General features: G+C 64.7%; 11 protein-coding genes. 3 read left to right on the top strand and 8 right to left on the bottom strand.

Annotation, left to right across the window (positions count from 1 at the left end; genetic code table 11):
- Positions 1-389: 389 nt before the first annotated feature.
- Entirely contained in the window at positions 390-1,955 is a 1,566-nt protein-coding gene (gene guaA / locus AC731_RS04100; RefSeq protein ID WP_004251788.1) for a glutamine-hydrolyzing GMP synthase, read from the bottom strand.
- A gap of 75 nt (positions 1,956-2,030) precedes the next feature.
- Entirely contained in the window at positions 2,031-3,494 is a 1,464-nt protein-coding gene (gene guaB / locus AC731_RS04095) for an IMP dehydrogenase (RefSeq protein ID WP_048709416.1), read from the bottom strand.
- Between the two features lie 79 nt (positions 3,495-3,573).
- On the opposite strand from guaB, the gene AC731_RS04090 reads away from it, so the two are divergent.
- A complete protein-coding gene (locus tag AC731_RS04090; protein ID WP_048709414.1) occupies positions 3,574-4,077 on the top strand; it encodes a DUF4124 domain-containing protein in 504 nt (167 codons plus the stop codon).
- Between the two features lie 60 nt (positions 4,078-4,137).
- Here AC731_RS04090 and AC731_RS04085 read toward each other — a convergent pair whose 3' ends face one another.
- Entirely contained in the window at positions 4,138-4,467 is a 330-nt protein-coding gene (locus tag AC731_RS04085; protein ID WP_048709413.1) for an RnfH family protein, read from the bottom strand.
- Positions 4,468-4,469: 2 nt separating this feature from the next.
- Positions 4,470-4,907, bottom strand: coding sequence for a type II toxin-antitoxin system RatA family toxin (locus tag AC731_RS04080; protein ID WP_004251826.1), 438 nt, complete (start codon positions 4,905-4,907; stop codon positions 4,470-4,472).
- 134 nt (positions 4,908-5,041) lie between these two features.
- Here AC731_RS04080 and smpB point away from each other — a divergent pair, with 134 nt between their 5' ends.
- The gene (gene smpB, locus AC731_RS04075; protein WP_004251828.1) at positions 5,042-5,488 is read left to right on the top strand and encodes an SsrA-binding protein SmpB; all 447 of its coding nucleotides are present in this window, start codon (positions 5,042-5,044) and stop codon (positions 5,486-5,488) included.
- A 4-nt stretch (positions 5,489-5,492) separates the two neighbouring features.
- Here the strand turns inward: smpB and AC731_RS04070 are convergent, their stop codons facing one another.
- The 4 genes from AC731_RS04070 to AC731_RS04055 all read right to left on the bottom strand — a co-directional run bounded on the left by AC731_RS04070 (position 5,493) and on the right by AC731_RS04055 (position 12,001).
- Positions 5,493-7,082, bottom strand: coding sequence for a protein adenylyltransferase SelO (locus tag AC731_RS04070; protein WP_048710608.1), 1,590 nt, complete (start codon positions 7,080-7,082; stop codon positions 5,493-5,495).
- A 313-nt stretch (positions 7,083-7,395) separates the two neighbouring features.
- On the bottom strand, positions 7,396-8,823 hold the full coding sequence (locus AC731_RS04065) for an ABC transporter permease (RefSeq protein ID WP_048709411.1): 1,428 nt from the start codon (positions 8,821-8,823) through the stop codon (positions 7,396-7,398).
- A gap of 20 nt (positions 8,824-8,843) precedes the next feature.
- Positions 8,844-9,821, bottom strand: coding sequence for an ABC transporter permease (locus AC731_RS04060; protein ID WP_048709410.1), 978 nt, complete (start codon positions 9,819-9,821; stop codon positions 8,844-8,846).
- On the bottom strand, positions 9,821-12,001 hold the full coding sequence (locus AC731_RS04055; RefSeq protein WP_004251840.1) for an ABC transporter substrate-binding protein: 2,181 nt from the start codon (positions 11,999-12,001) through the stop codon (positions 9,821-9,823). Before AC731_RS04055 ends, AC731_RS04060 begins: the two co-directional genes overlap by 1 nt.
- Before the next feature lie 291 nt (positions 12,002-12,292).
- Here AC731_RS04055 and fabI point away from each other — a divergent pair, with 291 nt between their 5' ends.
- A complete protein-coding gene (gene fabI, locus AC731_RS04050) occupies positions 12,293-13,087 on the top strand; it encodes an enoyl-ACP reductase FabI (RefSeq protein ID WP_004251843.1) in 795 nt (264 codons plus the stop codon).
- The last annotated feature ends 73 nt before the right edge of the window (positions 13,088-13,160 follow it).

The raw sequence follows: 13,160 nt of genomic DNA, 5'->3' as shown, positions 1-13,160 counted from the left end.
GCACACGCACCGGCAGGAAAAACCCGGGTCAGGATCCGGTCCGGCACCTCAGCGCCCGGCAACTCGACCGTGCCATCCACGCCGCTGCCGACGAAGCCGGCAGGCGAGCATCAACAACACACCCTCCTTGAAGGCGCCAGCATGTCCGAAACTTGTAGATGATTTCCGGACATGGCGCTCTCGACTGCGGCGTTACGTGATCGAGCCGTCATATGATGGGCACGTTGGTTCGCCCCCAACGGCGCCACTATGCTCACCCTCACCTGCTGCCTCACCCAAGCAAACTTCCCTTATATTTCAATAGCTTGCGATATGAACCTGCTTGTTGCGAATGAATCATTTCCGATAAATCGCAAGCCATTTTTTTATAAAGGCATACTCTTTTCCAGTCACTCCCACTCGATCGTCGCGGGCGGCTTGCCCGAGATGTCGTACACCACGCGGTTGATGCCGCGGACCTCGTTGATGATGCGATTGCTGACCTTGCCGAGCAGGCTGTGCGGCAGTTCGGCCCAGTGCGCGGTCATGAAATCCTGGGTCTGGACCGCGCGCAGCGCCACCACGTATTCATAAGTGCGGCCATCGCCCATCACGCCCACGCTCTTGACCGGCAGGAAGACGGCGAAGGCCTGGCTGGTCTTGTCGTACCAGTCGGCGGCACGCAGTTCGTCGATGAAGATCGCGTCGGCGCGGCGCAACAGGTCGGCGAAATCCTGGCGAACCTCGCCGAGAATGCGCACGCCCAGGCCCGGACCCGGGAAGGGGTGGCGATAGACCATGTCGTGCGGCAGGCCGAGCGCCACGCCGAGCTCGCGAACCTCGTCCTTGAACAGGTCGCGCAGCGGCTCGAGCAGCTTCAGGCCCAGGGTCTCGGGCAGGCCGCCGACGTTGTGGTGACTCTTGATGGTCTGCGCCTTCTTGTTCTTGGCGCCACCGGACTCGATCACGTCGGGGTAGATGGTGCCCTGTGCCAGCCACTTCGCGTTCGGCAGCTTCCTGGCTTCGGCCTGGAACACCTCGACGAACTCGCGGCCGATGATCTTGCGCTTCTGCTCGGGGTCGGTGACCCCTTTCAGATGCCCCATGAACTGCGCGGAGGCATCGACATGGACGACCTTGGCGTGCAGTCGGCCGGCGAACATCTCCATGACCATCTTGCCTTCGTTCAGGCGCAGCAGGCCGTGGTCGACGAACACGCAGGTGAGCTGGTCGCCGATCGCGCGGTGGATCAGTGCCGCCGCCACCGAGGAGTCAACACCGCCCGACAGACCGAGGATGACCTCTTCGTCGCCCACCTGTTCGCGGATCTTCTGCACCGCCTCGGCGATGTAGTCGGGCATGTTCCAGTCGTTGCCGCAGCCGCAGATGTCGTGCACGAACCGGGCAATCATCTCCTTGCCCTTGATCGTGTGCGTTACCTCCGGGTGAAACTGCACGCCGTAGAAGCCGCGCGCCTCGTCGGCCATGGCCGCGATCGGGGTGGATTCGTTGCTGCCGATGACCTTGAAGCCCGGCGGCAGCTCGGTGACCTTGTCGCCGTGGCTCATCCACACGTCCAGCAGCCCATGCCCTTCGTCATTGCAGCGATCCTCGATGCCCTCGAACAGCTTCGAGTGACCGCGTGCACGCATTTCCGCATAGCCGAACTCGCGCTTGCTGGCGCTTTCGACCTTGCCGCCGAGCTGGCTGGCCATGGTCTGCATGCCGTAGCAGATGCCCAGCACCGGCACGCCGAGTTCGAACACCGCCTGCGGCGCGCGCCAGTCCTCTGCTTCATAGACCGAGTTCGGTCCGCCCGAAAGGATCACGCCCTGGGCACCGAAGCTGCGCACGAACTCGTCCGACACGTCGAAGGGATGCAACTCGCAATACACCTGCTGCTCGCGCACGCGGCGTGCGATGAGCTGGGAAACCTGGGAACCGAAGTCGAGGATGAGGATTTTCTGGTGAGCCATGGGCGCGAACGTCTCTAGCGTCTTGAAAAAGGAAAGGCGGCTTCGCAGCCGCCTGGGATGTTTCTAGCCAGCCGATCAGCTGATCTGGTAGTTCGGCGCTTCCTTGGTGATCTGCACGTCATGGACGTGGGATTCACGCATGCCTGCCGAACTGATCTGCACGAACTCGGCACGCTGGTGCATCGCCGGAATGTCGGGGCAACCGAGATAGCCCATCGATGCGCGCAGCCCACCGATCAGCTGATGGATCACCGCGCCGACCGAACCCTTGTAGGGGACGCGGCCTTCGATACCTTCGGGAACCAGCTTGTCGATGTTGCCGGAGTTCTCGTCCTGGAAATAACGGTCTGCCGCCCCCTTCTCCATCGCGCCCAGCGAACCCATGCCACGGTAGGCCTTGTACGAGCGCCCCTGGAACAGCACGGTTTCGCCCGGCGCCTCTTCGGTGCCGGCGAACAGTCCGCCAAGCATCACCACGTTGGCACCCGCGGCGATCGCCTTGGCGATGTCGCCCGAGAAGCGGATGCCGCCGTCAGCGATCATCGGCACACCCGTGCCTGCCAAGGCGTTGGCAACGTTGTCGATTGCCGTGATCTGCGGCACGCCGACACCGGCGACGATGCGGGTGGTGCAGATCGAGCCCGGACCGATGCCGACCTTCACACCGTCCGCACCGGCGTCGACGAGGGCAAGCGCCGCCGCCGCGGTGGCGATGTTGCCGCCGACCACTTCGATCTGCGGGAAACGCTTCTTGACCCAGTTGACGCGATCGAGCACGCCCTGCGAATGGCCATGTGCAGTATCGACCACGATCATGTCCACGCCTGCATCGGCGAGGCGCTCGACGCGCTCTTCGGTGCCTGCTCCGACCCCGACCGCCGCAGCGACGCGCAGGCGCCCCTGTTCGTCCTTGGCCGCGAAGGGGTGCTCGGTGGACTTCATCATGTCCTTGACGGTGATGAGGCCGCTCAGCTCGCCCGCGTCGTTGAGGACCAGCACACGCTCGAGACGATGCACGCGCAACAGTTCGCGCGCCTCTTCCAGGCTGGCGCCTTCACGTACCGTGACCAGGCGGTCTTGCGGCGTCATGATCTCGGACACGAGCTGATCGAGATTGGTCTCGAAGCGGGTGTCGCGGTTGGTGACGATACCGACCACCTTGCCACCATCGACCACCGGCACGCCGGAGAAGCGGTTCTGCCGCTGCAGCTCGATGACCTCGCCCACCGTCACGGTCGGCGGAACGGTGATGGGGTCCTTTAGAATGCCGGACTCGTGGCGTTTGACCCGATGTACCTCGGCCGCCTGCTCGGTCGGCGTGAGGTTCTTGTGCACCACACCAATCCCGCCCTCCTGCGCCAGCGCGATGGCCAGGCGGCTTTCAGTGACGGTGTCCATTGCAGCGGACACGAGCGGGATATTCAGACGGATGCGCCGGGTGACTTGGCTCTGCAGGCTCACATCGCGCGGGAGGACCGTGGAGTGGGCGGGAACAAGAAGGACGTCATCGAACGTCAGCGCCTTCTGAATCACTCGCATGGCTTTTATCCTTTCGACCAAATCCGTATTATACAGACGCCTTTCGCGCCGTGTAAGCGGTGCCTTTCGGAGACCCTTGATGACTCGCACTGCCGTCCTGCTTCTTGTCATGCTCACGGCACTGCCGGTTGCTGCCCAGATCTACAGCTGGAAGGACAAGGACGGGAAGACGCATTACTCCGACATTCCGCCGCCGAGCGGTCCGGTGAAGACCATTCGCGGCACCCCCGTGCCTGCGCCGGTCGCGCCTCCGGTCGACGAGCAGGAAGAAGGCAAGGCCGCAGGAGAGCAGCCGGCTGCGGACGACGGCAAGCCCAAGACGCTGGCCGAACGCGAGGAAGAGTTCCGCAAGCGTCGCGCTGCAGAGGCGGAAGCCCAGGCCAAGGCGCAGCAGGAGCAGGAACGGGAGGCCGAGCGGCAACGCTTCTGCGAAGACGCGCGCAACCAGCTGGCGGCGCTCAATTCTGGGCAACGCATGGCGCGCATGAACGCCGCGGGCGAGCGCGAGTTCATCAGCGACGAGGCACGTTCAGCCGACATCAGCCGTCTTCAGCGCCAGATCGACGAGAACTGCTCGAACTGATCCTGCAATCGCGCGCGGGGACCCTGCCTCAAGCGAGCCTGCCAGCCCGCGGGAGCGATATCAGGCCGCCGACTCTTCCGCGGGTCCCCCGCCCTTCTTCATGACCTTGCCCTCGTCGGCGCGCTTCTTGCGCACGGCCTTCGGGTCGGCAATGAGCGGCCGGTAGATCTCGACCCGATCGCGATCGCGCAGGGTTGCATCGGCCTTGGTGAGCTTGGCAAAGATGCCGAGCTTGTTGCGCCCGTCCAGTTCGATGTCGGGATACTTCTGCAGCAGGCCCGACGCCTCGATGGCCTGACGAACGGTCGCCCCCTCGGGCAAGCTCACCTGCACGAGTTCCTGACGCTGGGGCAGCGCGTAGACGACTTCAACCCGGATTGCTTCAGCCATGTTCAGCCCTTTGCGTAGACCTGTCCTGCACGCTTCACGAAGGAATCGACGAAGGTGTTGGCGATGTGATTGAACACCGGCCCGAGCACCTTCTCCAGCAACTTGCTCGAAAACTCGTAGTGCAGGCTGAACTCGACCTTGCACGCCGTGTCACCCAACGCAGTGAACAGCCAGTGGCCGTCCAGGCGTGTAAATGGGCCGTCGACCAGCCGCAGCTTCATTTCGTTGGGCCAGCGCTTTTCGTTCTCGGTGCTGAAGTGCGCCTTGATGCCGTGATAGTTGATGTGGAGGGTGGCCGCGGTGATGGTATCCGTGCGGGCATGCACCTCGCTGCCGCCACACCATGGCAGGAACTGGGGATAGTCCTCGCAGCGATCGACCAGCTCGAACATCTGCACGGGGGTGAATTCGATCAGAACCAGCTTCTTGACGTCGGCCATGAAAAATCAGGGGCGGTGCGCGACCCGGAACGACGCCGGTGCCGTGCTGTTAAAATGCGCGATTCTACCGCATGCGGGCACACCCGTTTGCCGCGCGGCGACCCCGCCCTGCAGCGCCGAAGGATCATCAAGACATGAGCATCATCGAAAACCGCAAAGCCCTCCACGACTTCTTCATCGAGGAAAAGCACGAAGCCGGCATGGTCCTCGAGGGCTGGGAGGTGAAGGCGATCCGGGCCGGGCGCGCGAACATCAAGGAATCCTACGTCATCATCCGCAACGAGGAGATCTTCCTCTTCGGCATGCACATCACGCCGCTCACCACCGCCTCCAGCCACGTCCACCATGATCCGGTGCGCACGCGCAAGCTCTTGTTGCACAAGAAGGAAATCGCCCGCCTGATCGGCAAGGTGGAGCGCGCGGGCTACACCCTGGTGCCGCTCGACCTGCATTTCGTGAAAGGCCGGATCAAGCTGGAGATCGGCCTCGCGAAGGGCAAGAAACTGCACGACAAGCGCGAGGACGAGAAGAAGAAGGACTGGGAGCGCGAGAAGCAGCGCCTGATGCGCGTGAAGGTCTGAGCGCTCAGGAACTGCAGGACAGCATCGAACAACCCGCCTTGTGGCGGGCCCAGTCCGGCCGTCGCGCGGCGTAGGTTTCGCGTCCGGGCTGTTCGACGTAGGGCCTGCGCAGCACCTCGAGCAGCTCGCTCACGCCGCTCGGGTCGCCTTGTTCCGCCCGGTCGATCGCCTCTTGCGCCAGGTAGTTGCGGGGTACGTAGAGCGGATTGACCGCGTTCATGCGCTCACGGCGTACAGCGCCGGGCACGCCGTCCTGAGCGATCCGCGCGGCGTAGTCCTTCAGCCACGCTTCGAGCTCGGCCGCGACATCGCCACGACGGGCTTGATCGTAGAAGGCGGTGTCGAAATGCGAGACCGACGGCTGCGCCAGATCGAGATCGGAAAGCTGCCGGAAAAAGAGCGTCATGTCGACCTCTCCCGCCCGCAGCAGGGTGTGCAGCCTCGCCACCCGCGCGGCATCGCTTGCGTCGTCGTCCTCATCGCCCTCGCGCCACGTCGCGAGCCCCAGCTTCTGCTGCGTCATGCGTCGATCCTCGGCCGCGAACACCTCGCCATACATCGCCAGCGCCCGCTCCAGCGGCTCGACCTGCTGGATCACCGGATAGACCGCGTTGGCCAGTTGCCACAGGTTCCATTGCGCGATGCGCGCCTGATGCCCGAAGCGGTAGCGGCGCCCGCCGGCATCGGTCGTGTTGGGCGTCCAGTCGGGGTCGAAGTTGTCGATCCAGCCGTAGGGGCCATAATCGATCGTGAGGCCGAGGATGGACATGTTGTCGGTGTTCATCACGCCATGCACGAAGCCGACGCGCATCCAGTGCGCGATCAGCACGGCGGTGCGCCGACACACGTCCTCGAACCACCTCAACCGGCGCTGTACGGGGTCGGGCTCGGCCTCAGCCAGCTCCGGGAAGTCGCGATCGATCGTGAAGTCGATCAACTGTTGCAGCAGCGGCTCCTCGCCACGCGAGGCGAAGATCTCGAAGTTACCGAAACGAATGAAGGACGGCGCCACGCGGCACACGATGGCACCCGGTTCGGGCCGCGCGTTGCCGTCGTAGAACATGTCGCGGATCACCGGCTCGCCCGTGGCCACCAGGCTCAGCGCACGCGTGGTCGGCACGCCCAGATGGTGCATGGCCTCGCTGCAGATGAACTCACGGATCGACGAACGCAGCACTGCACGCCCGTCGGCGCGACGCGAATACGGTGTCGGCCCGGCGCCCTTCAACTGAAGCTCCCAGCGCTGGCCTTGTGGGTTGATCGTCTCGCCCAGCGTGATCGCGCGTCCGTCGCCGAGCTGCCCCGCCCAGTTACCGAACTGGTGGCCGCCATAGCAGGCGGCGTAAGGCACCATCCCAGGCATCAGCGCATTGCCACCGAACACCTCTGCGAACCGAGGATCGCGCACATCGGCCTCGTCGAGCCCGAGCAAGTCCGCGACCTCGCGCGACCATGCCAGCAGCTTCGGCGCACGCACCGGCGTCGGGTCGACACGCGAATAGCAGGCGCCGTGCACCTGACGCACATGCCGCCCGTCCTCGGGATCTGCGGGCAGCTCGCGCACGAAACGGTTGTCGAATCTAAGGTCTCTCATGGGGTCCGTCTTCTTGAAGTGTTGATCGCCAATCACGCTGACCGGCGTGCAGGGCGTTCCTGGCGCCGGCGAGGACTGTCCGAAGCCGAGCGCAGCGATGGCGAGTTCCGCAGCCGGCGGAAGGAATGCCCTGTGCGCCGGTCAATGGCCTCACTGCCCGCCAACATGAGCGCGTTCATCGTTGGTGCCTGGTTTGACAGGGGCGCTGGGCATCCGCTCCGGCTGCTGCGGCACTCGCCCTTCGGGCCCGGACAGTCCTCGCAGCCTTCTCGGAAACCCCGCCCGCTGTGAGCCCTGTGACTGATCGGCGGCCTCAACCCCTTCTGGGATCGAAGGCGTCGCGCACCACGTCCGCGAACAGGTTGGCGGCGAGCACCAGCACGAACATGAACGCAAACGCCGCAGCCAACGACCACCAGACCATCGGTTCCCGCGCAAGTTCGGCGCGCGCCATGTTGATCATGGTGCCGAAGCTGATCGTTGTCGGATCCACGCCGATGCCGACGTAGGACAGCACCGCCTCGGCCAGCACCAGGCCGGAAAAGTCCATGACCAGCGCGATCATCACGATGTGCATCACGTTGGGCAGGATGTGGCGGCGCAGGATTGCAGGCGTGCGCACCCCGAAGGCACGCGCCGCCTGCACGTACTCCAGTTCGCGCAGCTTCAACGTCTCGCCCCGCAGGAGCCGCGCGAGGCCCGTCCAGCTGGTGATGCCGAGGATGAAGCACAGCGCCAGCAGGCGCGCATCCGAGCGTTCGGCTGCAGTGTCGAACCACTGCGGATGGGTGTCGATGACCACCTGCATCATCAGCACCGCGGCGGCAATCAGCAGCACGCCGGGAATCGCGTTCAGCACGGTGTACACGTACTGGACGGCATCATCCACCCAGCCGCCGAGATAGCCTGCGGCGATGCCCAGCGCCACCGCGAACGGCATCATCACCAGGGTCGTGATCGTGCCGATGACCAGCGCAGTGCGCACGCTCTTGAGCGCAAGGTAGAGGACATCCTGACCCACCTTGTCGGTGCCGAGCACGTGGTATAGCGGTGCAAGCTCGATGCAGATGGCGACGATTGCGAAGATGAGGCCGAGCGTGACGAGCGCCGCCCGCCATGCCAGCACCGTGCGCCCCGCCAGCAGCGCCGCGACAATCTCACCCCAGCCCAGGCCACTGCCGCGCCAGACGAGTGTGGCCAGCACCACGAAGGTCGCAAGCCAGGCAAACAGGGCCTGCCCCAGCCCCGCGAGCACGCGGCGCGACAGATCTGCGTCCTTGTCCGCAACCGGGTCTTCAAGGTGAGACGCGCCGTGCACGAGGCGCGGATAGTCCCTGACCTGCCCGCCCCCGGGCAGCTCGATCGTCTCGCGCTGGTAGAGTTGCCAGGCGAAGGGCGCGGAATACGTCTTTTCGGTCTGCAGCCGCAAGGGCTCGAGTACCGCATCCAGCACGGACAGGACTTCGGTCGAGTATCTCGGCGGCCCCTGTCCGCCCACAGCCCCGACGGGCGTGTCGACCGCAGGCAGCAAGGGCCGGTAATGCAGGCTGTCGAGCACGCCAATCGTGACGAAGGCAAGCAGGATCGTCGCGGCGGCCATGCCGGCCGGGCGTCGACCGACCTTGCGCCAGGCCTCGCGCAAAGGCTCGTTGGCACGCACATAGAACACCGCCGCCGCGGCCGTCGCCAGCAGCACGAACAGCAGCAGGTCGGTCCATAGCACCACCGGCTGAAAGCCCATCGTCGTTTCCATGGGCGCGCTCATTCCAGCCTCACCCGCGGGTCGACCAGCGTGTAGGAGATGTCGGTCAGGATCAGGCCAATGATGTAGAGCACCGAGCCGATGAAGACCATCGCCCGCACCACCGCGAAATCCTGCGCGTTGATCGCATCGATCGTGTAGCTGCCCAGCCCCGGGATCGCGAAGAAGGACTCCACCAGCAGGCTGCCCATGAACAGCAGCGGAATCACCACCACGACCCCGGTCAGGATCGGGATCAGCGCGTTGCGCAGCACGTGGCGGAACAGCACGGCGAGCTCGGACAGGCCCTTGGCGCGCGCCGTGCGCACGTAATCCTTCGAGATCTCCTCGAGGAAGATGGTGCGATACCAGCGCGCGCTCGAGCCCATGCCGGCGACCACGCTGATCAGCACCGGCAGCACCAGGAAGCGGGTGGCATCCAGCCCGGGCGCATAGCCCGAGATCGGCACCAGCGCCCACATCTTCGACACCAGCCACTGCCCGCCGATGATGTAGAACAGGCTCGATATCGACATCATCGCCACGCACAGCACCACGCCCCAGAAGTCGAGATAGGTAGCGCGGAAGAACACCAGCAGCAAGGCGAAGCTGATCGAGACGAACAGGCTGAGGACGAAGGTCGGCAGCGCGATGGCAAGGGACGGCCCCATGCGGTCGCGAATCTCCTGGCCGATATCGCGGCCGTCGTCGGCGCGGCCGAACTCGAGCGCGAACATGCGCAGCGACTTGTCGAAGAAGATGGTGTCGGTGAATCGCGCACTGCCTTCGGCCGCCGCATTGACGAACATCGGCTTGTCGTAACCGCGCTCGACCTTCCAGCGCTCGATGGCCTCCGGGGTCGCACGCTTGACGCCGATGTGCATGCGCGCCATGTCGTCGGGCGAATTGACCACGAAGAACAGCACGAAGGTCAGCAGATTTACGCCGATCAGGATCGGGATCGCGTACAGCGCCCGGCGGACGAGATAGGCCAGCATCAGCGCCCGCCTCCGCCATTGTCCGGCGCGGCCGTGGCGACCTCGCGCCGGCGCCAATGCACGACCGCCGGCGCCACCAGCGCGGCCAGCAGCAGCGCGACAAGGGCGAGCGGCCACAGCACCGGGCGGTTCCACTCCGCGCGCGCGGCAGCGCGGCGTTCGATGTCGATGCGCTGGTATTTCATGTTGTTGCGTACCATGGCGCCCGGCTTGCGGTTCAGCACCCAGCCATGCTGCAGCGAGTAGGCCTTGGGGTGGAAGGCGAAGATCCACGGCGCCTCCTGCTGCAGGATCGCAACCATGCGGTCAATGATCTCCTGCCGGGCGGGTCCGTCCGGCATGGCCTTCATCTTCTCGAACAGGGCGTCGTACTCCGGATTCTCGTAGTTGGCAGCGTTCTGGCCATTGAACTTCACCTTGCCCTGCGGGCCGTGCAGCAGGAAAAGCAGGTTCTCCGGATCCGGATAATCCGCATTCCAGCCGAAGAAGAACAACTGCGCGCTGCCCTGTCGGATCTTGTCCTGGAAGCGGTTGAAATCCGTCGGGCGCACGACGAACTGCACGCCAAGCTCGCGGAAGCGCTTCGCCAGCCAATCAGAGCGCGCCTTGTCGCCGAGGCCGCCCGGGGTGGTGTCGAGGTTGATGACCAGGGGCTCGCCCGTCTGCGCATGTCTTCCGTTCGGCCAGCCGGCCTCGGCCAGCAGGCGGCGGGCGTCGTCAAGCCCGCGCCTGACCGGACGACCATCCGCTTCGCCGCCGCGCCATTCGTAGACAACGGGATTGATGCCCTGGCGCCCTTCACGCGCGCCGAAGATGCCGGGCGGAATCGGGCTCATGCCCGGCACGCCGCGGCCATTCAGGAAGATCGAGACGAACTCCTCCATGTCCAGGCCAATCGAAATGGCCTGGCGCAGCTTGCGGGCACGCTCCTTCTCGGCCCTGGATGGCCCGCCGCCCACCAGCGGATCGAGCATGTTGAAGCCGAGATAGAAGATCGACGGCGACACCGAGGTGAGCAAGCGGATGCCCTTCGACTCCATGTCCTCCGATAGCGAGACCTCGCCCTGGCTGGTCAGCGTCACCGCCTGGTCGAAGTTGTCCGAAGACACCCCCGAGGCGTCGTAATAGCCCTGCAGGAACTTGTTCCAGTAGGGGATTCCCTCGCGCTCGCGCGAGAAGACCACGCGGTCGATGAACGGCATGGTCTTGCCACAATCGTCCAGCAGCCCGGCGCCAGCATCGCCCGGCGCCCCTTCGCACGGATAGGCTTCGCCGCGAAAGTTGGGGTTGCGCGCCAGCACCATGCGCGCATTCGGATTGTTCTCGACCAGCATGTAGGGGCCGGTCCCGATCGGCCACCAGTCCAGCGTCAGGTTGCGCTCGGCCATGCCCGGCTGGCTGAAGAAGCGATCGGCTTCCGGCGGGACCGGACTGAAGAAGGGCATCGACAGCCAGTACAGGAACTGGGGGTAGGCCCCTTTGAGCGTGATGCGGTAAGTGTGGCGGTCGAGCACCTCGACACCCGGCAGCTCGAAGGCTTCGAGGTCGATGAACGCCTTGGCGTCCTTGCCGGTGCGTCCCTGGGCCTCGAGCAGCCGCCCTTGCAGCACCTTCAGGCCCGGGATGTACTCGGCCATCAGCTCGAAGATCGGCGAATGCAGGCTCGGATGTGCAAGCCGCTTCATCTGGTGCACGTAGTCCGCCGCCACCAGTTCCCGCGTATCCGCATGCGCGAAATCCCCGATGGCCCGCACCCCATCCAGCGCGTCAGGCAGCATCGGAACGTAGCGCGGCTCGCCGTCTTCCTTGCGGGCGAAGGCCGGATGTGGCTGATAGAGGATGCCCGGCCTGATGCGCACCTCGACGACAGTCCTGTCCACGCGGGACGCATCTGCCGTCTCCGGTAGCTCGCGCCCGTTGCGATCATAGCGGCGCAGGCTCGGCATCGCCGCCGCCGTGGCCGGCTCGAGGACGTAGGGTCGTTTCAGGTAGTTGTATTGCAGGGGTGGCTCGACGATCTGGTACAGGAAGCTCGCTTCATCCTCGCTGTAGGACTGTACCGGGTCCAGATGCTTCGGCCGCTCGGTGAAGGCGGTGTAGAAGATGCCTTGCCCGCGCTCGGCTGCCGGATAGGGGTCGTTGAGGTCGGCGGCGCATCCTGCCAGCCATAGCGCCGTCACGATCGCCCCGGCGCAGGAGACTTGCCACGGTAACCGAAGAAGAGACGCGCGACAGGAAAACGGGAAACGGAGCACAGGCAAGTGGACAGATCAAGGACAGCCCCGATTCTGGCAGGTTTTCCCCTGCCTCGCAGCGTCTGTCGATACCCGCACGTCCATCGGAATCGCCCGTAAACACGCCCTGCACAGGCGCAGGCATCGACTTCCGGCGCTACACGGATCGTTTCGAACACCACTGCCTTCATCGGGGTTATGGCTATAATTGCCAGCTTGTCATTCGGAGTTGGATCCATGGGCTTTCTCGCCGGCAAACGTATTCTGATCACCGGTCTTCTGAGCAATCGTTCCATTGCATACGGCATCGCCAAGGCCATGCACCGCGAAGGCGCCGAACTGGCCTTCACGTACCAGAACGAACGCTTCCAGGAACGGGTTGCCAAAATGGCCGCCGATTTCGGCAGCTCGCTGCTTTTCCCGCTCGACGTGCAGGATGACGCACAGATCACCGACCTGTTCCGGCTGCTCGGCGAGCACTGGGACGGCCTGGACGGCCTCGTCCACTCCATCGCCTTCGCCCCGGGCGAGGCCCTGGAAGGCGACTTCCTCGACGGCCTCACGCGCGAGGCATTCCGCATCTCGCAGGAAGTCAGCACCTACAGCTTCCCGGCACTGGCGAAGGCCGCACGCCCGATGATGAAGGGCCGCAACGGCGCACTGCTGACCTTGTCCTACCTGGGCGCGGTGCGCACCATGCCCAACTACAACATCATGGGCCTCGCCAAGGCGAGTCTCGAAGCCTCGGTCCGCTACCTGGCCGTGACCCTCGGCCCTGAAGGCACGCGCGCCAATGCCATCTCCGCCGGTCCGATCAAGACGCTGGCCGCCTCGGGCATCGGCAGCTTCGGCAAGCTGCTGGCCTTCAACGAGCACAATTCTCCGCTGCGCCGCAACGTGACGATCGAGGAAGTCGGCAACGCTGCGGCCTTCCTGTGCTCGGATCTCGCCAGCGGCATCAACGGCGAAGTCATGTATGTGGACGGTGGTTTCAACACCACTGCGCTGGGCAACGCAGCACCCATGCCCTGAAAGACCTCTGGCCGCGCAAGCAGCGGCCTGAGCAAAGCAAAAGGCCCGATTCGATCGGGCCTTTTGGTTTGCT

The organism is Thauera humireducens (assembly GCF_001051995.2).
GTDB lineage: Bacteria > Pseudomonadota > Gammaproteobacteria > Burkholderiales > Rhodocyclaceae > Thauera > Thauera humireducens.
The sequence above is the reverse complement of the archived record's forward strand: the minus strand, read 5'-3'. Positions and strand labels throughout refer to the sequence as shown.